A 21394-nucleotide genomic window follows, 5' to 3' on the forward strand; every position below is an offset into this window, starting at 1 on the left:
CTATGCTAAAATATAAACAGAATGAAACCTATTTAAAGGAGATTTGAATGAAAAAAATACTAGTTGTTGATGATGAACCTTCTATTGTGACGCTCTTGACGTTCAATTTGGAAAAAGAAGGCTATAAGGTAACCAGTGCCGCAGATGGAGGCGAAGGATTAGAATTAGCATTAGAACAATCATTTGATTTCATCATTTTAGATGTGATGCTTCCAACGATGGATGGCATGGAGATCACTCAGCGGCTGCGTCAAGAAAAAAATGAAACACCGATTTTGATGCTGACGGCTAAAGATGATCAAGTGGATCGGATCATTGGTCTGGAGATAGGTGCTGACGACTATTTGACCAAACCATTTAGTCCACGTGAAGTATTAGCCCGTATGAAAGCCATATTCAGACGGATCGAACCTCGTAAGCAATCAAAAGATGAAGCTGAACCTGAATATCTATCGATTGGACAAATCACTGCTGATTTGACCAATTATCAAGTCACCGTAGACGATCATCTGATTGAACTCACACCGAAAGAATTTGAATTACTCGTTTATTTCATGAAACGAAAAGACCGTGTGATCGATCGTGACACATTGCTAGACCGCATTTGGAATTTTGACTTCGCAGGACAAAGCCGAATCGTAGATGTGCACGTTAGTCATTTGCGAGAAAAAATCGAGCGAGATCCAAAACATCCAAAGTACTTGGTGACTGTTAGAGGATTTGGCTATAAGTTTCAGGAACCAAAACGATGAAATGGAAAAAAGTTTATGAACGTCTCTTCTTTCTTATTCTTTTGATTAGTTTATTTTTTGGTGGTTGGCAATTGATCTCCCATTATTTCCAACAACAGATCGTCGAACAGCAAGAAAGCTACCTGACAAAAAAAGCACAACTACTGATCCGGCAATTAGATGTCGAAAACCTCCAAGCGGCGCAAAACAAAACTGCTTTGGAAGAATTCGTCCATCAGTCGAACGAACGGATCACTTTAATGGATGCTACTGGAAAAATCTTATTTGACACAAACAATGAAACATTGAATGAACAGCGAAGTTCTCGTCCAGAAATAAAAGCTGTATTGAATGGTGGGAACCTAGGTAGCGCTTTGCGCAAAAGTACTACTTTGAATGAGGATCTTTTATACGTCGCATTACCAGTCAAAAAAGGAGGCCAGTTAGAAGCCATTTTACGTATCGCAGAACCGACAAGCGGATTTTTACCGAGAACGGAAAGTTTTCGCCGTTGGGTCTTTTTCTTCTTTCTGTCTTTCTTCCTTGTTCTTGCAGGAATGATCTATTACCTGATCTACCAAAAAAATCAGCCTTTGAAAACTGTCCTGCCTGTTCTTAGAAAAATGGTACAAAATCCAAACCAAGCAGAAGTAATCATGCAGACACCTGACCAATGGGAGGAATTGTATCAGACGATCAATGCGCTGAGCGAACAAATGAGTAAGATGTATCGAGCGTATACTACAACAGAAGAACAATTGTACACATTATTAAATGAACTGATGATAGGCGTATTCCTGATTGATGATGCTGATTCTCGTTTACTACTGCTTAATCCAAAGATGCAGTTGCATTTAAACGTGACCAGCTATGAACCTGAACAACGGTACACAGAAGTCATCCAAGAGCCAAAACTCATTCAGCTGATTCACCAAGTGACTCCTGAGCATCCGCTGATCCATCAGGAGATCACCATCACTGAAGGACGACAGACATTAGACTTGAGTTTGCGCTACTTTACTAATTCAGAAGGTACCGGACAGATTCTAGGGGTGGCGTATGACTTAACGAAAGTGCGACGTTTAGAAAAGCTACAAAAAGATTTCGTTGGCAACGTCTCCCACGAATTAAAAACTCCTGTGACTTCACTGATTGGTTTTACCGAGACTTTATTGGATGGTGCAAAAGATGACCCGCAAACTCTGACTTCTTTTCTTGAGATCATGCAAAAAGATGCGATTCGGTTAGATAAATTGATTCGGGAAATCATCCAGCTGTCAAAAGACGGTGAGAATTCTTACGAAATCCAGACGATTTATACAGAACCTTATTTCCAGCAAATCGTTCAAAATTATCAGCCAATCATCGAAAAGAAACGGTTGACGATTCGATTGATTGGAAAGAACGAACCATTTACTACTAAAACAGATATCCTTTATCCAATCCTCAAAAACCTGATTGAAAATGCTGTCCAATATTCAAAAAACGACAGCGAGATCATTATCCGTTATCAGGCAACAGATGAATTATCGTTTTCTGTCCAAGACTTTGGTATAGGTATCGACATTGAGGATCAGGAACGGATCTTTGAGCGTTTTTACCGTGTAGACAAGGCGCGAAGCCGGCATTCAGGCGGGACCGGACTAGGGTTAGCGATCGTAAAAGACTACGTGCAACTCCTTCATGGGACGATTACTGTAGACAGTCATCTTGGAACAGGCTCGACTTTCACCGTTACCATTCCGAAAAGCAATTAAATAAGGCCTGCTTGCAGCAATGTTTAGATGTCTAACGATCATCTACTACGCTGAAAAGCAGGCTTTTTATTAGCTAAAAATGCTGAGCCACATGTTATAAATCTTTGTCATGATGTGTAGCTGTCTTTTCTGACATCTTTACAATCAGCTCCTGGTTCATTTTCTGATAAGCATCTATGGCATAATCAGCAAAACTTTGTGTTTTTTGATTCAAATAATCCGTTAATTTTTCGGGATGATTTACTACTAATTCTCTTGCTTGTTGGTCTGTACTTGCTAACTCTTTCGATAGATGGTCTCGAACTTTTTGGCGAGTTGGTAAAGTAATATTTTTCTTGAAATCACTATAGTATGGCTTCGTCAAGATGTTCGTCAACCGATATGTCCAGTAAGCAGAAATATCATCTGGCATATCTGTTCCTTTTTGATAAGCTTCGGGTGTCTCGCTTATATTGCTATAAAATGGTATATAATTGCTTGTATCAGGAATCCCCAACGCTAACCAATGGATACCACTGATTTCTTCTGGTACATTGTTTCTTATCTGTAGAATATGAGATTCCATCGTATTCGGCACAGAGATTGGACGATACTTATCTGGCTTTGTCCCTTCGATGGTATCATATTCAGTACCATTAAAGTGTAATGTCATGATATAAGCTGTTTCTGCAATTGAAATAGGTTTATCTGGTTTGATGAACATCTCAAATGAACGGTCTGTTATTTTTTGTTTCTTTGAAGGTGTCAGTTTTCTCTGTGCATCCCATATCCTAGGAAGATTGTATTTTTCATCCTTTGACTTATCTGCAAATATGTCTCTTAAAGAAATATCCCGTTTCGTATTTATCAGTTGATTCTTTTCTAAAAAAGATTCTAAATCTGCTGAACAAAGATAAGAATCTTTGTCCTTCAAATCAAATGAATCAATTGACAACATATTAGGAATAACTGCATAACAGTCATCTGGAACTTTGACAGCTGCCCACTGATGACCACTAAGTATCTCCATATACCAGATTTCATTTTTATCAGAGAAAATCACACCATTTGTCTCCGCAGCTCCTTGCTTAGCAACGATTTTTCCTAATCGTTCTACTCCTGCTCTTGCTGAATCAATATAAGGAAGGGTCACTGTCAACATAGAGTCTTCTGCGATACCATGCGCAGTATATGGATCTTTTTTCAATATCTCTTCCTTTGTCGTAGCTGATTCAGTAGCGCTCATTGCAACGTTCTTGCTATTGATACCATCTTCTTCAAATAATCCTTCTGACGTATCCCATTCTGGGGTCGCTGTGTACTTCAGCTGTTCTTTCGGAAGATCAAGGGTAAATCCATTCCCTTTTGATACAAAATGTGAAGGATTCGTATTTTCTTTTCTGACAACAAAGTGTTTGGACCAAGCCGTGTTCAGATCTTCATTTCTAGCAATCATCGTTGATCCATCTACTGAAGCATTTTTTCCTACTAAAATCGTCGTACAAGCATCAATGGAAACGGATAAGAAAATCCCATACAGTACACCTAAAAATAAACTAAATTGAAGCAATCTTCTATTTTTCATTTGAAGCATCCCTCCCAATTTTATAAAAACGCTTTCAAAATGATTATAGGACACCTGAAGTAAAGATTTAATTGGTTTTCTATAAGTTCTAGATAAAAATTTGCTTTGTTTTTTATACAGAAAGAAGCTTAGAAAATACAATTTTTTGGTTAATGTATTTTTTAAGCTTCTTTTATCTTATTAGTCATTTATTTCTTTTGAATAATCGAAGGAACCGAGGCAATTTATTTATTATCTCCGGCTCTTTTTCATTTTTACGTTCAAACAAATATTCTACCAATGTAGTCAAATGCCTAAAAATCGAATCTGCCGAGAAAAATAGAATGCTCAACAACAAAAGCGATACAGCTGAGATACCGGTGATTGAAAAAAGTTTATGCAAAAAAACCACCGAAAAAAAGATACCGCTAGCACAGAAAAGAATGATCTGACTTCTGAATTTATTCAGCGGTGAACAGATTTTATAGAGAACGAGAAATCCTACTGCAATCAAAAGCATAGTAGATGCTGTAGAAACATCTGTTTTATTTAGATTCAAAGTCACCCCGCAGATCACCAACGCACCGACTACGATCATATCTGTCAGTCCACCTGGCACAGCCTTTTCCATCACATTCATGATGAATTTCCCTTTGATTCGCTTTTTGTTTTCTTCTAGAGCAAGCAAGAAAGATGGGAGTCCGATCGTAAACAAACTAATCAATGTGATCTGTGATGGTTCTAAAGGATAGGTCAAAGCAAAGATGACTGAAAACAGCGAAAGCAAAAAGGAAAAAATATTCTTCACTAAAAACAAGCTGGCTGATCGCTCAATATTGTTCACGACGCGCCGTCCTTCTGCAACAACTTCCGGCATGCGTGAAAAGTCAGAATCAAGCAAGACCACTTGTGAGGCCTGCATGGCGGCTTCATTGCCAGAAGCCATCGCTATACTGCAGTCTGCTTCTTTCATGGCTAGAATGTCATTCACGCCATCACCTGTCATAGCTACTGTATTGTTACGCTTTAGCAATTGAACGAAGATTTTCTTTTGTTCTGGCTTGACGCGTCCAAAAACTGTATATTTTTCGACAGCTGCTTCATATTCTTCTTCTGATAATTTAGACGCATCAATGTACTGATCAGCATGTGAAATCCCTGCTTGGACAGCTACATTAGATACGGTGAGCGGATTATCTCCAGAAATCACTTTGATGGCTACTTGCTGTTTTTTGAAGTAATCGAATGTGGCTCTTGCTTCTTTTCTGATAGGATTAGCGATCAGGATATAGCCTAATGGTGTGACTGCCTCCGTCAATACTGGTTCTTCAAGAATCCCATCGTACACACCAAAGACCAACACGCGATAGCCTTTTTCAGCAAAAGAAACAAACTCTTCCGCATATTCCGGCAACTGATCTCGCAAAACCATTTCGGGTGCTCCTAAAACATACACCTTGTCTTCCAACGCTACACTGCTGAATTTTTGGACAGAAGAAAAAGGAATGACCTGGTGATAGGATTGATCAGTGGTTTTTGTAAAGTATTCTTTGACGGCTTCCATTGTTGCATTGTCTCCTGCCATCGCTTTTGCATAGTCAGCAATGCGCTCTTCCAGTTGATCTGATTGGCTGATTATTTCTTGTTTTTTAGAGACAATCACTTTTTGGACAGACATTTTGTTTTCTGTGATCGTTCCTGTTTTATCTACACAAAGGACATTTACTCTTGCCAATGTCTCAATGCTTTTCATATTGTGTAAAAGAACTCTTTGCTTTGCTAGTTTAGTCGCACTTAATGCTAATGCGATCGTCGTTAGCAAGTACAGTCCTTCAGGTATCATACCGATCAATGCTGCTTCCATTGCGACGACACTTTCTTTCATCGTGTTTCCATTAAAAAAGTAACTTTGAGAAAAAAGCAGAATACCGATAGGAATAATGATGATCCCAATCCATTTGATCAATTGATTAAGAGAAGCAATCATCTCCGACTGTTCTCCTTCTCCCATTGTCTTGGCTTTGACTGTCAATTGGGAAATATACGAATCCGCTCCGACTTTGTCTAATTGGGCGTAAGCTTTTCCGGAAACAACGAAACTGCCGGACATCAATGGATCACCTATTTCTTTGGTTATCTCATCTGCTTCACCTGTTAATAAAGCCTCGTTGACTTGCAGTTTTCCTTCCACGACCTCTGCATCTGCTGGAATCTGATGTCCAGTCTCTAGAATAACAATGTCATCTAATACAAGGTTTTCTATAGCTACTGTTTGCTCTATCCCCTCTCTTATGACATTGACTTTTGCTGTATTCAATACATTCAATTCATCCAAGATTTTTTTGGATCGAATTTCCTGAAAGACAGCGATTCCTGTATTGGCTATGATAACTGGTAAAAAGGTCAAGTTTTTATAAGATTCTACTAGGCAAAGCAAAATGGCTAAGATAAGAAAGATCAAATTGAAATACGTAAAAATATTTTCCAATATAATTTGTTGGTTTGTTTTGAATGTGGGATCGACTGAATCGTTTGCTGCACCTTTTTCTATTCGTTCCTTGACTTGTTCTGCTGTCAATCCTTCTTTGTACGAGGGAAAAAGACGGATAACTTTGTCAGATGATTTTTGTGTTCTTTTCTTTTTTTTACTTCGATTTGTCCATTTATTCTTCATGTGGCTACCTCGATCAATTTCGTTTTCTGGATATTTACAAACTTCTCCTATCCAGTATAGAACAGATATGAAAAGTGTTCCTCTTATTAAGCTTGCATACACCTTTCATTCCTGTCATATAGCAAAAAAAGAGAGACGACAGTTCTATGTCGTCGCTCTTTTTCTCAATTATAGGAAAAATCTATATGCGGGGAAACATAGTTGATTTTTCCTTGATAGTCACGATAACTGTAGCATATTTATCTGCTAGTTATTTGATATTTCCTTCGTGGTCACGTTCTACTTTCATCATTGTGATTGGTAAATAGCCCAATTCTTTGACAGGTCCTTCTTGGATTTCTTCTGTCATCATGTAGTCTAAGAATTTTTGGACTTCAGGGGAAGGTTTTCCGTTCGTGTACATATGTTCATAGGACCAGATTTTCCAGCTGTTATCTGCTACATTCTCTTCTTTTGGTTCTACACCGTCGATACTTAGTGCTTGTGTGGAATCATCGAGATATGAGAAGGCTAAATAGCTGATTGCTCCTGGTGTTTGACTTACAAGCTGCCGAACAGTTCCTGATGAGTCTTGTTCTTGGGACTGTATAGGTGTGGCACCATCTAATCCCCATTTTTCAAATGTCGCACGGGTACCGCTGCCGTTTGCACGATTCACAACGTTGATCTTTTGATCTTTCCCGCCAACTTCATTCCAATTAGTGATTTTTCCTGTAAAGATATCAATCAATTCCTGTTTTGTGATATCTTTGACACCTGTATCTTTGTTGACGATGGGTGCCATCCCAACTACTGCTACTTTATGATCCACTAGTTTAGAGGCATCGATCCCGTCTCTTTCTTCTGCAAATACATCAGAGTTTCCGATAGTAACTGCTCCAGCTTCGACTTGGCTCAACCCAGTTCCGCTTCCTCCTCCTTGTACAGAGATTTGATAATTCGGATTTTCTTGTACAAAGCTTTCTTGCGCTGCATCGACCAAAGGCTGCAATGCTGTCGAACCTACCGCAACGATTTTTACTTGTTCATTTGAGTCACTTGAATTATTTTGTGTGGCAGAGCCATCTGTATTTCCTGATCCTGAGCCGCATCCGGCTAAAAGAATTCCCATCATACCTAGAGTAAACAATACTTTTTTCATTTTATTGCTCCTTTCTTATTTACAACTAAAGTTTATCAGTCGACTGTAAATCCCTCGTATGGTTGCTGTAAAAATATAGTTAAGTTATGTAAAAATCATGTAAACGTTTTTCGGATTCTTTACACGAGAATAAAAAAGCATATGAGAAACAGGCGTTTTCCGCCGCTCATATGCTTGTTACCGATGATCCACCATCAACGGTTATTTTTTATAGATACAGATCGTTCACTTTTTATCCGGATCTCTGTCCAGAAGTAAAAGAATGTCGCAAGAATAAATGAGACAATGACTAAATAGAAACACGGTTTAATGGTCAAGAAATACATGGAGGGATATGCTGAATCCTTCAGTCCGCTCTCGCTCAAACCATTAGGACCGATGATCATGCGAGGCAACAAGGAAAACATAGATGTGAATATGAGTAAACAAGAAAAATAAAGCAGCTGCCAATTATAATGATTGATCAGAGATTTTGGCAGTAATAGACCTACACTTATCACTAAGTAAAAAACAGTCAAAGCTGGAAAATTTCTAGAAACCACAAATCCACTTCCTTGGATCAGCCCTAATATCTCGGCACCTTGCACAACAGCATTTACCCATGTAAAAGGTAGCAAAACGATAGGAAAAAACCAAAAAAATAAATAAAGCCGATCGATTACTGCTTTTCTTCTCATCAATGTTCCCCCAAACCAATTTTTCTTTCATCATACTATACAATTTTCTATCTAAAAAAATTAGGGGGAAAAACTTTTTTTTTAGAGATAATGGCATGAGAGTTTATTCATTTAATCTAGAAATAATGAAAAAGTAATTGATTATTATATGATTCAATTTACAATAAAACTAACAAAATAATAACACTTGTTAGGTGGTGACAAAATATGATAAAAACGTGTTGGAAGAATCTTCCATTGCTTTTATCTTTTGTTCCTTATGTGCATTTCGCTTTACTGCTTGATTTCCATTATCATTCCGTAAGCGGATTCATCACGTTGATATTTTTATCTCTTTTTGCTGGGTATTATTTCCAAAAAAGCAGGCGTATTTTATCTTTATTTATCGCCAATATTATATCTACTGTCACTTCCTATTTATTTTGCGTCAATTTTGCTGAATGGCGGTACTTTTATCATCCTTTAAAACCGACCCAACTGATTTTGATTCTAGCTGGCATTTACTTAGTTCCACAAATCCTTGGATCGTTATGGGCGGTAGCCTTATCTTATAAAAAAGCACGGCATCCCTAAAAAAACAAACCCTATATGTACAAAGAGAAGCTGTTTTTCTTCTTTTTGTACATATAGGGTTTTCTTATAATTCATGTAGAAAAATTTTTTTGATAATGATCTTATCCATCAATTGGGACTGACTGTTTTGCTCCCCTATGATTTCAGCGATGATGGTCCGATTTTGCGGTTTTCTTCTTAGCTGGTAATTGATTTTCCCGGTTTTCATCAATTCGCTGAGCATATCCACGACCCCGCCAAATCCGGTTTTTTTCGTAATAAAACCAAGTGCGACCATTCGTTCATCTAGATTTTTTGCTGTAATCGTCACACCCGTAATAAGCGAGTGCTGTAATGTTTGAGCCAACTCTTCCATCCCTTCAGCATTGGATACGACGGAAGCTGTTTTATTGACAGATTCTTCATGTATTTCTTTTTCCTTTGGTTCTTTCAGTTCCTCTTTCACTGTTTGACGAAGGACATCTAGTTCTTGCAAGAGCGTTTCGTATTGTTCTTGGGTCAGCATCACACCAGCTACTTTTTCCCGATTAAATATATATACGCCAGTTCCCGCGTCTCGCGCTTGAGCAAATACATCCATCGGCGATCGTTTTACTTCTGTGATCGAAGATGTGGGAACTTCTAATTTCTTTAATTCCAATGGATTTCCTCCTTTACTAATCGCTTTTTATTATAGCATAGACTGACTTGTTTTGATCTGTTTTCCAAAGGTTTTATCGGTTTTTCCCTAACCAGTAATTGATATCCGTAAGTAGTCTTTCAATACCAAATGAAGGATGGTACAGATACGTTTTTTGATCTTCATTATGGTCTAATGGAAAAAAATGATCCGTAATCACTAGATCTGCATAACGAGGTGGCTTATTTCGAGTGCAAACATGGATCGAGATCCGTTTTCGATGTCTTAGGGTTTTGTTCAGTACCTCGGCAAGTCTTCTTGCTTCCTGATGTTCATAACGAAAAAAAAAGACGATTTTCACTTCAGGAGGATGGACATCTAAATACCCCCGTTCTTGGAGTGTCTTAAGTAAAAGCATTCCCCATTCAACTGCGGGGTGTGCAAGTGCTTGTTGGATTGCTAGACGAAATTGATAGAGTTTATCTTTGGAATTAGGAAACTTTTCTAATGTTTCCTGATAATAACGAACTTCTTCTTCCACCAGTCGGTCATGGATACCAATCACATAACGAAGCCATTCTTGGTAAAGTACTTTTGTCAGTTTTGACTTATTTCCACTTTCAAACTCACTATTCAGCCAAAACAGCGAGTCAAGCTTCTCAGTTACGATCGTCAATTTCCGATAGTCTTGTGTCTCTTCTATCCGTTCCCACCGTTTTTCAGTAATCTGATTACAGCTCAAGCGCAAAATCGCTAGATAATTTTTTTCTTTTATTGGCAAAATCTGCTCTTCTCTAAAAAGCAATTCTGGAAACAACTCAAAGAAAAGGGTTCGACTGTCTCCTAAAATCTCGATTTCTGCCGGATCCTTTCGTTGCTTCAATAATTGGATGAATGTCTCTGAAAAGGATTGCTCTCCATCGTCTGCAAAAAAATGGGGGAAATCTTTCAAAAAACAAAATAGCAGGTACCGTATTTTTCTTTCTGAACCAAAGATCTGCGCTTTTTTATAAGAAAACGAAAGGTGATACTCACCAAACCATTTTCTCAACCGCTCTTGTGTCGAACGATCATACTCCTGTTCATAAGGTTCATTCAACAGCAGATTTTTCAGTAGACAAAAAGGTGGTGATTGGATCAGAAAAACAAAAAGGAGGTAAGGTTCGCTATATCCTTGATCATAAACTAACTGAACGGTTTTCTTATGAAGAATCAGTTGGATTGGACAGTCGCTTTCTGCCAAACGTTTTAGATGCCGATCAACTGTTTTGACATCGATTTTCAGTTCTTCAGCTAAATCCGTTTTTCGCCAGATTAGATCTTTCATTAGGTTGATTAGTGAAAATAAATTCTGTGCATTTTTTGATAATAGTTTTTGCCATCTCATTGATCATCTCTCACCTAGTTTCTAAACATATTGTTTGATCAGAAAGGGCTCTTTTCTAAAAAGATAAAAAGTCCCTTTCTATTTACTTAATTACGCAAATTTCTCTCATTATTTTTTATTTTACTTAATTTAATTGTATTCTCATTTTAAAACGAATGTACTTTAAAAAAACATAATAAAATCACTTTGCTTGTAGGATGTATCCCCTTCCATTACAATTAAAATAAATAGTGATTTCATGAGAAGGTGATGTGAAAATGGAAGCTAAAATCGAAGAATCCAAACAAAAAATCGATCAGTTGATACAAGAATTAGAAAAAGCGGTCATCGGTAAACGTTCCACTATCCAATTGATGATTGTTGCCCTGCTAGCAGGTGGTCATGTCTTGTTCGAAGATATTCCCGGTGTAGGTAAAACATTACTAGTCAAAGCACTAGCAAAGGCTGTGCAAGGAACCTTTAGCAGAGTCCAATGCACACCCGATCTTCTTCCTAGTGATATTTTAGGCTTTTCTGTCTATAACTCACAATCAAAAGAGTTTGAATTTCGTCCGGGGCCAATCTTTACAACGATCTTGTTAGCAGATGAAATCAATCGTACGACTCCTCGCACTCAGTCAGCACTTTTAGAAGCAATGGCAGAGAATCATGCAACGATCGACAACAATACATACCCCCTAGACAATCATTTTTTTGTCTTAGCTACACAAAATCCAATCGAATATGAAGGAACATATCCTTTGCCGGAAGCACAGCTCGATCGTTTTTTATTCCGACTACAAATTGGTTATCCTTCTTTTGACGACGAACTTCTGCTACTTTTGGATAAATTTGAAAAAGTGTTGGATAATTTGAAGGTCGTCTTGAACAGTCATGAAATAGAAGAAATAAAAACAAGTGTGGCGAATGTCTTTGTCAGTCCAGAAGTGGCATCTTATGCCTTGCAGTTAGTATCCGCAACAAGAACCCACTCTGCTATCCAGCTTGGTATCAGTCCACGAGGAAGCCTTGCCTTTATTCAGGCAGCAAAAGCCTATGCGTTGATCCATGGGAGAAATTACGTCACGCCCAAAGATTTGCAGGAGTTAGTTCCTTTCGTTTTTTCTCACCGCTTGATTTTTTACGATCGTTCATTGAAGGAAGACGAAAAGACACAAATGATCCATGCCCTTGTTGCACAAATCCCAATTCCCGTGAGGTAGATAATGGAAAAAGCCAAAGATTATTTCATTAATTTTGTGTTATTTCTGATATATTTCGTCATTGTCTTTTTTGCTCTTGTATTCAACAATTCTTTAGGGTGGTTCTTATTGGCCTTTTTTACTCTTTATGTATCATGGAGTGTGTTTTCACTAAGCACCTTTCTAAAGAAACTCTCTGTTACTTGCACAGTCCAGCCAGTCGTTTATCGTAAAAAAAGTATACAGATTAGTTTTTCTATAGCCAAAAAGAGAGCTTTTTCTTTCCCTCTCCCTCGTCTACAGATCGTCTTTCCAGAGATCTTTGCAGAAAAAAAACAAGAAATATTGATCCTTACAAATAAACCGCAAGAAGTCCAAGTACTTTGGCAACCAAAAGAAAGAGGGTTCCATGAAGCATTAACCGTCATTTTTACAGCCTATGATAGTCTAGGACTTTTTAGAAAAAGGACAAGAAGAGAGCTTTCTTTTCCTGTGACTGTTCTTCCAGCTTTTCATAAGACTCAAGCAGAAGCATTGCAAAGAGTTCTGGAAAAAAAACAACAGCTGAACGCGTATCAAAAAGGTCTTGATTTTCGAGAACATCGCTCTTATCGCCCCGGCGATTCTTTTAACCGAATTGATTGGAAATTGTCTGCTCATAGTCAAGAATGGTTATACCGCGAATACGAGTATCAAGAAGAAGAATATTCTCCGCTTCTTTGCTTTTGGGGTTCACCTAGCTTGAAATTTGACCATCTGCTAGATTTGTATTTTTCTTTATGGCATCTGAGAAAAGAAAAGCAGCCGGAACTTCTGATATTAGGCGACCGTATCTTTCATGGCAAAGATCCTGGATATACCTATTTTGCTTCTTTGAACGCTGGAGATGAGAAAACTTTTTTGGCACACTTGAAAAAACAGGCAAAAAAACAAATCGTCCTCTTTATTCCTGCGCATTCTCCTAAAGTCTCAGAAGCTGTCGAAACATTGTCGAAAGATCGAACAGTCTATCTTGTTTATTTCGTAGAAAAACAAATCATGATCCAAGAAAAAGACAAGGTATGTTCATTGCCAGGAGGTGAATGGATTGACGATTAAATGGGAAAAATGGCTGCGCGGCGTTTACTCCTTTATGATACTAAGTGTAGGTGCTCCGATATTTGTAGCAGCTAATCAATTGCAAAATAGCTCCCCTCTTATCCTAACTATTGGTATCCTATGTCTTATTGTCTGCTGTATTTCTAAAAAATGGGTACGATTGCTGCTTTCTTTGCCAGTAATGATTGGCTGTTTGTTTGCCTATTTTCCTTCAAAGACATTTTCTTTATTATGGGTCGTACAGTTTTTTTCGTCAGTTACAGAGGAATTCTTCCATCTATCCCAAGGTAAACTTCATTATTTACCAGAAAAGACAGCTTTTTTTCTCATATTGTTGTTGATCTATTTATTTATTACTTTGACCGTGGATTACGACTATTGGTATGCACCCTTTCTTGCGTTGATGGCTTACTTCATGATGCTTACCGTTTTTCGGGAAAAAGAACTATTGTACGAAATGATTGCGGTAGTAGCTGTTTTATGCGTATATTTGGCAGCAAGGCAATTTTTCGCCATCCGATTGTTGTCGGGAAACGCTCGATTCCAGTCGTTTACTACGATCCTGCTTATTTGTTTGTTCACTTTCAGCGCCATCTTGCCTTTATATCTCCCAAAAGTACACCAATCTCTTGAGGAAACGAGTGAACCGATCCGAGAATATCTTAATGATGAAGGGCTTTATGATACACTCCATGAGTACCAATTAACCGGAAGTGCCAGAACGGGTTTCAGTGAAAATGATGAACAACTTGGTGGTCCATTGTATGATAATGGTGAAGTTGTTTTTACAGCGAACCAGAAAGTAAACGGCTATTGGAAGATAGAAAATAAGAATCATTACACCGGTTCTGGATGGGTAGAAGATCCGGATGCACCCATCCAACCAATCCAAGAATTTCCTGTTGATATCACAAGCTACCAAACAGTTATGGAAGAAAAAGAAAACATTACATTGACGCTAAAAAACCAAGCTTTCTTACCTTATCCATATGGAAATACTGCCTTGACTGATTTTTCATTAGCCAGTGGACAAACGCTTTACTATTTGCCTGAAAGCCAACGATTCATCCCTGTCCCGAATGAATCGACGCGATTGGCGTCCTTACAAACAGAAAGATTAGCTTTTACGAGAGAAGAATTAAAAAGCAGTCAGTTAGCGGCCGATGATTTAGAAAATCAACAGACAAATCTTCAGTTGCCGAAAGGGTTGCCTCAACGCATTGAGGACTTGGCGATCGAATTGACCAAAAATGAAGCAACTTTAATTCGTAAAGTCGAAGCTGTCGAACAGTATTTGAAAACAAGCGGGAATTTTCGCTATTCCAAAACGGATACCGGACATACGCCTAAAGAACGCGATTATGTAGATTATTTCCTCTTCGATTCAAAAGTCGGCTATTGTGACAACTTTTCAACTTCTATGGTCGTCCTTCTTCGCACACTAGGCATCCCTGCTCGGTGGACAAAAGGTTTTACGGATGGGATTAGAACAGGTACAGATGAGCAAGGAAATGAGGAATACAGCATTCTCAATAGTCATGCTCATTCTTGGCCAGAGGTGTACTTTCCTGGGTTTGGCTGGCTTCCATTTGAACCAACCCCTTCATTTGCCAATCCAACTGTTTCACAACCAGCCGCTGAAACAACAGAAACCGTCCAATCTGCTGAAGAACAACCAAAAGAAAGCGAAAATATAGCAGAAACTATTACCAGTGAGAGACCTGCGACTATTTCGTCAGATAACACGACACTCACACCGTCTTATAAAATCGTCTTATTCAGCCTTGGGGTGTGTTTATCCGTCTTGTTGTTCTTTCTATTGTTATTTAGAAAATCTCTGCGCTGGACAAGTTATCTTATCTATCTTCATTTTTTTGCTTCTACTAATGCGGTTGCGTATCAAAAACTTCTCCACCATTTGGAAACACTGGTACCGCGCACCCCCGCAGAATCTTTGCAGGCATACAGCCAACGAATAGAACAAACATTCAATCTAGATCAACGTTTCATTCGATTAACTGCTCAATATGAAGCTGAAATATATGGGCGACAAGCAAATCCGGTAAAATTCGATAAAAAAACCTATTTAGAACTAACGCATATAATAAGAAAAATGGTATACAAAAAGGTTATGACAAAAGGGAGCAGCTTCAAAAAATAAGATAAAATTCCTGGAGAATCTACTTCTGGAATGCCGAGAACCAGCTGATTGAGCATCGATTATTCGTAAAAAAAGGTTGTGACACGTTTTTTGTCACAACCTTTTTTCATTATTATTTGATTTTCAATGTCAAAGCATTCAGCGCTACGACTACCGTACTTAACGACATCAAGACAGCACCAACTGCTGGACTTAATAGGATACCAATTGGTGCAAGTATTCCGGCTGCTAGTGGGATTGCGAGAATATTGTACCCTGCTCCCCACCAGAGGTTCTGGATCATTTTCTTTCGCGTTTGCTTAGCTAAATCAAGGAAATGCAAAATATCTTTTGGATCGCTGTTTGTCAAGACGACATCCGCAGAATCGATCGCGATATCTGTTCCTGCACCTATTGCCATCCCAATAGAAGCACGGGCTAAACTTGGCGCATCATTGATCCCATCACCCACCATGATTACTTTTTTCCCTTGGTCAAGATATTTCTGGACAACAGCTTCTTTATCATCTGGTAATAAACCGCCGTAATATTCTTCGATTCCTAAATAATCTGCTACTGCTTGAGCAGCATTTTTATTGTCGCCAGTAAGCATGACTGGAGTGATTTTTCTTTCCTTCAATGTTCGGATAAACTCTTTTGCTTCTGTTTTTACTACGTCACCTAAAGCAACGATTGCAGCTAGATGATTTTCTAAAATCAGGAAGCTGATGGTATTTCCTTGTTCTTGGTAAGGTTTCAATAATGCTTGTTCTACGTTTAATCCGAGACGCTCAACTTCTTTTTCATTAACTATTTTCACTTGTTGGTTTTTGACTGTTGCCTCTAGCCCAACTCCTGAAAGATTTTTTAGATTTTCGGCTTGATAAGGCTTGATTTCATGTTCTTTCAAATAATTCATAATGCCAACAGCCAATGGATGATTGGCATTCGCTTCCAATGCTCCTAAATATTGAAGGATTTCATTTTTATTGAACGCATCATCAAGAACTTCGACACCCGTTACCGTAAATTTTCCTTCTGTCAGTGTCCCGGTTTTGTCCAACATGATCACATCTAGATCATTGGCTTGCTCCAGTGCATTGCGGTTTTTCAATAGCAATCCGTTTTTAGCGGCGATCGATGTGGAACGAGCAACAACTAATGGGATAGCTAAACCTAGAGCATGAGGACAGGCGATGATAAAGACAGTGACCATACGTTCCAATGCATTAGGAAGATCTGTCAAGAACAGCCATGCGATAAATGCCAAGATACCGACAATTAAGGCAACATAAAACAGCCATTTTGCCACTTTGTCTGATAATGACTCTAGCTTGGATTTTTCTCCTTGTGCTTTTCGCACCATTTCCATAACCTTCGCTAGATACCCATTTTCACCAGTTCCAGTTACTTCGATTTCGATCGTTCCATCCCCATTGATAGAACCGCCGATTACTTTGTCATTGGCTCGTTTTTTGATTCCTTTTGATTCGCCAGTCACAGCTGATTCATCAACGATTGTTTCACCTTTCAAGATAACACCATCTGTTGGCATTTTGTCACCGGAACGGACGATCAAATGATCGCCTTCCTTTACTTCTTTTAGTGAGACTGTCTCTTCTTTTCCTTCTTTCGTCAAGCGTTTCACTGATTCTGGCAGTAATTCTGCTAGTTTTTGTAAAGCATTGCTGGCATTCGAAACAGCGTTCATTTCGATCCAGTGACCTAGCAACATAATGACGATCAATGTAGCTAATTCCCAGAAGAAATCCATGACGTGCGTATGAGGATTGATCAGATTTGCGATAAACGAATAGACACTATAAATATATGCAACTGTAATCCCCATCGCGATCAGCGTCATCATAGCAGGACTTTTTTGTTTCAATTCCATTTTTGCTCCGCTTAAAAATGGCTGTCCGCCATAGATAAACAGTATAGTTGCTAAGATCAGTACGAGCCAATCCGAACCAGGAAATGTTATTTGGAAGGGAAATTCCATTCCCATCATAGGTGAAAAAAGAATGATTGGGATAGCTAGGATAAGCGATAGCCAAAATTTTTGTTTGAAATTCCCCATGTGCATGGAATGATCCATACCCCCATGTTCGTGATCCATGTGCATCGAATGGTCCATACCGCCATGTTCGTGATCCATGTGCATCGAATGGTCCATTTCTTTGCTGTCCGCTATATCTCCATGGTTATGTCCCATATGCATTGAATGGTCCATCTGGCTATGGTCATGCTTCATCTCCATCTGTTTTTCGTTTGAATGAGCACTTTCTTTGTTTCCTGCTTCTTTTTTATGCTCCTGTTTTTTCTCCATATCGTTCCCGTTCATTTTTACTCCATCCCTTCTCTTACTTTTTCATGTGCCGATTTAAGCTCAGGGAGTTCAACAATACACTGACGGAACTAAACGCCATCGCTCCTCCTGCAATGATTGGATTCAAAAAGCCTAATGCAGCAAAAGGAATGCCAATCGTATTATAGACAAAAGCCCAGAAAAGATTTTGTTTGATTTTTCTCAATGTCATTCTAGACAACTCGATTGTTTGAGCAATGGACGCCAAACTACTATTCATCAGCGTTACATCTGCTGTTTCCATCGCGATGTCCGTTCCACTTCCCATTGCCATACCAACATCAGCTAATGCGAGAGCTGGCGCATCATTGATTCCATCGCCTGCCATACCGACTTTTTTGCCATCTTTCTGCAGTTTTTCCACATAGGCTGCTTTATCCTCTGGAAGTACTTCGGCAAAGATGTGCATTGGATCAATACCCACTTGTTTACCGATCGTTTCGGCTGCCAGTTTGTTGTCTCCTGTCAGCATAAAGACATCTAATCCTTTATCCTGTAACTGCTTGATTGCTTGTTTGGCTTCTTGTTTGATTTGATCTGCCACGGCAATCAGCCCGATCACTTGCTTTTCATCAGCTAAAAACATGACTGTTTTTCCCTGCTGTTCTAATTCTAACGCGTGTTCTTGGTATTCATCAAATGATAGGTTCAATTCAATTAATCGTTTACGTGTACCCGCAAAATAGCGTACTCCGTTAATCGTACCGCTGATTCCAGCACCTGGATGAGCTGTAAAATCAATCATATCGTATGTTGCTGCTTCTTGCAGTTTTCCGTATTCCACGATTGCTTTACCTAGTGGATGTTCAGAAGCTTGTTCTAAAGTATAAAAAATAGATAGGACTTCTTTAGAACCGACTAGATCTGTAACTTTGGGCTTTCCTTCTGTAATCGTTCCAGTTTTATCCAAAACAATGCTGTCTAAGTGAGCAGCTGCTTCTAATGCTTCTCCGCCTTTAATTAAGATTCCGTTTCGTGCGCCAACACCCGTTCCTACCATGATAGCTGTTGGAGTTGCTAAACCTAATGCACATGGACACGCAATGACTAATACAGAGACACTATGGATCAATGCAAGTTGCCAATCACCCGTGATCAATCCTGTCGCCACTAGCGTGATGAATGCAATGACTAAAACGATCGGAACAAAAATCCCTGAGATTCGATCCGCGATTTTTTGAATTGGTGCTTTGCTTCCTTGAGCGTCTTCCACCATTTGGATGATTTGAGCTAAAACTGTCTGCTTACCAACTTGTGTGACTGCCATATGAAGCAGACCATTCGTATTGATTGTTCCGCCAAAGAGTGTGTCATCTGGATTCTTTTCTACAGGAAGACTTTCGCCAGTAAGCATACTTTCATCGATCGCACTACTTCCTGAAATGATTCGACCATCTGCTGGGATCTGCTCACCAGGACGGATGACTAGCTGATCGCCAACGACGACTTCTTCAATCGCTAACGTTTCTTCTTTACCGTTTCTTATTACTTGAGCTGTTTTTGTTTGAAGAGACATCAATTGTTTGATTGCATTACCTGTTTTCGTTTTTGCTGTATGTTCCAAATATTTGCCGAGCAAAATCAACGTGATGATCATACTGCTGCTTTCAAAATAAAGATCTTGGGGATGTCCACGGAAAAATCCGTTGTAAATGCTCAATGCAAAAGCAGCTGATGTTCCGATTGCTACCAGTACATCCATATTTGGTGCTTTCGTCTTGATTGCATGATACGCCCCTTTATAAAAACGAGCACCAACATAAAATTGGACAGGTGTAGACAGAACTAACTGAACGATTGGCAGATGAAAAAAGTGAACAATTGCCGCATGGCTCCCCAACATCATGGCAATCATTGACAGCATCAATGGCAAAGTCAAAATCGTACTCAATACAAGATCGAATAGCATTTTTTTCAAATATGCTTGCTTTTCTTCCGCAATTTTTTGTTTATGGGCTTCATCGTACAAAATCGCACCATAGCCGATATTCTCTACACTTTGGATTAATTTTTCAGTGGTCGTCCCTTCATATTTGACACTTGCTTTTTCAGTGGCCAAGTTGACTGTGGCATTGACAACACCAGGTTGTCCGTTCAGCTCTTTTTCGATCCTAGCAGAACAATTTGCACAAGTCATACCTGTAATGACGAATGTGTCCATTTTGGTTTCTGCTGCTGCCATCAAATCACCTCTGCTTTATATCCCAATCCATTGATTGCTTGACAGATCTTTTCGGATTGGACTTTTGTTTCATCAAACTTGACTGTACCGTTTGCTTTTTTCAAGTTCACTTTTACTTTCTGTACGCCGTCAAGTGCGCTTACCGCTTCTTCGACTCTTGCAACACAATGATTGCAGCTCATACCTTCGATTGAAAATTGTTGTTTCATTTTTTCTTCCTCCTATTGATGTTGTTTACATTCACATTGACCTGGGATACAGTTGCATTCGATTGTTTCGACTGGTTGCTTTTGTTCTAATTGTTTCAAGATTTCATTGATATCTTCTTGAGTCAAAGTAGCTTCTTCTACTAGATCCGCAATCGTCTCTCCAATCCTTTTTGCACAGATATGGGAAAAAAGATTTTCCGTCGCACTACGAACTGTTTCCATCTCTGAGACAGCTGGATGATAAATGAATTTTTTTCCTTCTTGTTCTGTCCAGATCACTTCTTTTTTTACCAAACGTCCCAACAAAGTTTTGATCGTTGCTGGTTTCCAATCCATTGAATCAGCTAAGATCTGCGTGATTTCTTGAGCAGTCGTCTGTCCAAGTGTCCAAATAACTCGCATGATCTCCCATTCTGAATCGCTGATTTTTACCGGCGTTTTGACTTTCTCCATTTATTTCACACCTTTCGTTTACAAATGTAATCAATAACTTATGAATACAGATTACACTTGTAAACAAAAACTGTCAATTATTTTTGCTCTCTATTTTCAATTTAGTTAAAAATTCTTGTTTTTCCCCTCTTGTTTTAAGGATGATCAGTTTGTTTCGTGCATGGTTTTCTTGGATCAGCTGTTGTATTTTCGGTTCATTGTTTTCTTCAAAATGCCAGATAAAAGATAAAAATTCTACGTATTCCCTATTTAGTTTCTCTGTAAATGCTTCAGGCATATCTGGCCGTGATTTTTTGTTTATCTTTCTTTTTAGAGAACGCCAAACTACTCGGTAGATGGCGACATAACGCGGCACTTTAAGCCAAATGATTTTATCTGCTTCTTTGATTCTCTCTTCTAACGTAGAAGTATAATTTCCTTCAACGATCCATGACGGATTAGATACCATAAACGATTGCTGTTCTTGCAAAAACCACTTTTTTGCCTGAATACTGTAATCTGTTGTATGCCATAAAAGGTCTAGCGGCAGTAGCGGAAAGCCCGTGATTTCTTTGATCTTCCTTGCGAGGGTCGATTTTCCCGACCCACTTTGTCCAATCACGATGATCTTCATGTTCCTCCCTCACTTCTCTTTGGAATTTGGTTCGATCATACCATTTAT

General features: G+C 38.8%; 17 protein-coding genes. 6 read left to right on the plus strand and 11 right to left on the minus strand.

Annotated elements, in window-relative coordinates:
• The first annotated feature begins 47 nt into the window (after nucleotides 1-47).
• Both HMPREF2988_RS07630 and HMPREF2988_RS07635 read left to right on the plus strand, forming a co-directional pair.
• A complete protein-coding gene (locus HMPREF2988_RS07630) occupies nucleotides 48-752 on the plus strand; it encodes a response regulator transcription factor (RefSeq protein ID WP_002291606.1) in 705 nt (234 codons plus the stop codon).
• Entirely contained in the window at nucleotides 749-2488 is a 1740-nt protein-coding gene (locus HMPREF2988_RS07635) for an ATP-binding protein (RefSeq protein WP_070770345.1), read from the plus strand. Before HMPREF2988_RS07630 ends, HMPREF2988_RS07635 begins: the two co-directional genes overlap by 4 nt.
• A gap of 94 nt (nucleotides 2489-2582) precedes the next feature.
• On the opposite strand, the gene HMPREF2988_RS07640 is transcribed toward HMPREF2988_RS07635, so the two are convergent.
• The 4 genes from HMPREF2988_RS07640 to HMPREF2988_RS07655 all read right to left on the minus strand — a co-directional run bounded on the left by HMPREF2988_RS07640 (nucleotide 2583) and on the right by HMPREF2988_RS07655 (nucleotide 8523).
• Nucleotides 2583-4052 carry a C69 family dipeptidase gene (locus HMPREF2988_RS07640; protein WP_143355233.1) on the minus strand — a complete coding sequence of 490 codons (1470 nt, stop codon included), beginning with the start codon at nucleotides 4050-4052 and terminating at the stop codon, nucleotides 2583-2585.
• Between the two features lie 184 nt (nucleotides 4053-4236).
• Nucleotides 4237-6705, minus strand: a complete 2469-nt coding sequence (locus HMPREF2988_RS07645) for a cation-translocating P-type ATPase (RefSeq protein WP_070770347.1) — start codon at nucleotides 6703-6705, stop codon at nucleotides 4237-4239.
• A 250-nt stretch (nucleotides 6706-6955) separates the two neighbouring features.
• A complete protein-coding gene (locus HMPREF2988_RS07650) occupies nucleotides 6956-7846 on the minus strand; it encodes a phosphate ABC transporter substrate-binding protein PstS family protein (protein ID WP_002291614.1) in 891 nt (296 codons plus the stop codon).
• Between the two features lie 194 nt (nucleotides 7847-8040).
• Nucleotides 8041-8523: a hypothetical protein gene (locus HMPREF2988_RS07655; protein ID WP_002291615.1), complete on the minus strand. Its 483-nt coding sequence runs from the start codon at nucleotides 8521-8523 to the stop codon at nucleotides 8041-8043.
• A 207-nt stretch (nucleotides 8524-8730) separates the two neighbouring features.
• On the opposite strand from HMPREF2988_RS07655, the gene HMPREF2988_RS07660 reads away from it, so the two are divergent.
• A complete protein-coding gene (locus HMPREF2988_RS07660) occupies nucleotides 8731-9096 on the plus strand; it encodes a hypothetical protein (protein ID WP_002308708.1) in 366 nt (121 codons plus the stop codon).
• Nucleotides 9097-9160: 64 nt separating this feature from the next.
• Here the strand turns inward: HMPREF2988_RS07660 and HMPREF2988_RS07665 are convergent, their stop codons facing one another.
• Both HMPREF2988_RS07665 and HMPREF2988_RS07670 read right to left on the minus strand, forming a co-directional pair.
• Nucleotides 9161-9736 carry a hypothetical protein gene (locus HMPREF2988_RS07665; RefSeq protein WP_002291618.1) on the minus strand — a complete coding sequence of 192 codons (576 nt, stop codon included), beginning with the start codon at nucleotides 9734-9736 and terminating at the stop codon, nucleotides 9161-9163.
• Between the two features lie 73 nt (nucleotides 9737-9809).
• Nucleotides 9810-11102: a hypothetical protein gene (locus tag HMPREF2988_RS07670; protein WP_070770348.1), complete on the minus strand. Its 1293-nt coding sequence runs from the start codon at nucleotides 11100-11102 to the stop codon at nucleotides 9810-9812.
• Nucleotides 11103-11359: 257 nt separating this feature from the next.
• Between HMPREF2988_RS07670 and HMPREF2988_RS07675 the strand changes: the two genes are divergently transcribed.
• From HMPREF2988_RS07675 to HMPREF2988_RS07685, 3 genes are read left to right on the plus strand one after another with little or no spacing between them, the layout of a single operon-like run.
• On the plus strand, nucleotides 11360-12304 hold the full coding sequence (locus HMPREF2988_RS07675) for an AAA family ATPase (RefSeq protein ID WP_070770349.1): 945 nt from the start codon (nucleotides 11360-11362) through the stop codon (nucleotides 12302-12304).
• Between the two features lie 3 nt (nucleotides 12305-12307).
• On the plus strand, nucleotides 12308-13381 hold the full coding sequence (locus HMPREF2988_RS07680) for a DUF58 domain-containing protein (RefSeq protein ID WP_070770350.1): 1074 nt from the start codon (nucleotides 12308-12310) through the stop codon (nucleotides 13379-13381).
• Complete coding sequence (locus tag HMPREF2988_RS07685) at nucleotides 13371-15542, plus strand: DUF4129 domain-containing transglutaminase family protein (RefSeq protein ID WP_070770351.1); 2172 nt, start codon at nucleotides 13371-13373, stop codon at nucleotides 15540-15542. The genes HMPREF2988_RS07680 and HMPREF2988_RS07685 overlap by 11 nt, the downstream gene beginning before the upstream one ends.
• 112 nt (nucleotides 15543-15654) lie before the next feature.
• Here HMPREF2988_RS07685 and copB read toward each other — a convergent pair whose 3' ends face one another.
• The 5 genes from copB to HMPREF2988_RS07710 all read right to left on the minus strand — a co-directional run bounded on the left by copB (nucleotide 15655) and on the right by HMPREF2988_RS07710 (nucleotide 21346).
• Entirely contained in the window at nucleotides 15655-17865 is a 2211-nt protein-coding gene (gene copB / locus HMPREF2988_RS07690) for a copper/silver-translocating P-type ATPase CopB (RefSeq protein WP_070770352.1), read from the minus strand.
• A 19-nt stretch (nucleotides 17866-17884) separates the two neighbouring features.
• Nucleotides 17885-20071, minus strand: coding sequence for a heavy metal translocating P-type ATPase (locus HMPREF2988_RS07695; RefSeq protein ID WP_010732212.1), 2187 nt, complete (start codon nucleotides 20069-20071; stop codon nucleotides 17885-17887).
• Nucleotides 20071-20280: a copper chaperone CopZ gene (copZ, locus tag HMPREF2988_RS07700; RefSeq protein WP_002291786.1), complete on the minus strand. Its 210-nt coding sequence runs from the start codon at nucleotides 20278-20280 to the stop codon at nucleotides 20071-20073. Before copZ ends, HMPREF2988_RS07695 begins: the two co-directional genes overlap by 1 nt.
• Nucleotides 20281-20292: 12 nt before the next feature.
• Nucleotides 20293-20733: a CopY/TcrY family copper transport repressor gene (locus HMPREF2988_RS07705; RefSeq protein ID WP_002291784.1), complete on the minus strand. Its 441-nt coding sequence runs from the start codon at nucleotides 20731-20733 to the stop codon at nucleotides 20293-20295.
• 73 nt (nucleotides 20734-20806) lie between these two features.
• Complete coding sequence (locus HMPREF2988_RS07710) at nucleotides 20807-21346, minus strand: P-loop NTPase family protein (protein WP_070704245.1); 540 nt, start codon at nucleotides 21344-21346, stop codon at nucleotides 20807-20809.
• Between the last annotated feature and the right edge of the window lie 48 nt (nucleotides 21347-21394).

The sequence above is a fragment of the Enterococcus sp. HMSC061C05 genome, assembly GCF_001814765.1.
GTDB classification, from domain to species: Bacteria; Bacillota; Bacilli; order Lactobacillales; family Enterococcaceae; genus Enterococcus_B; species Enterococcus_B lactis.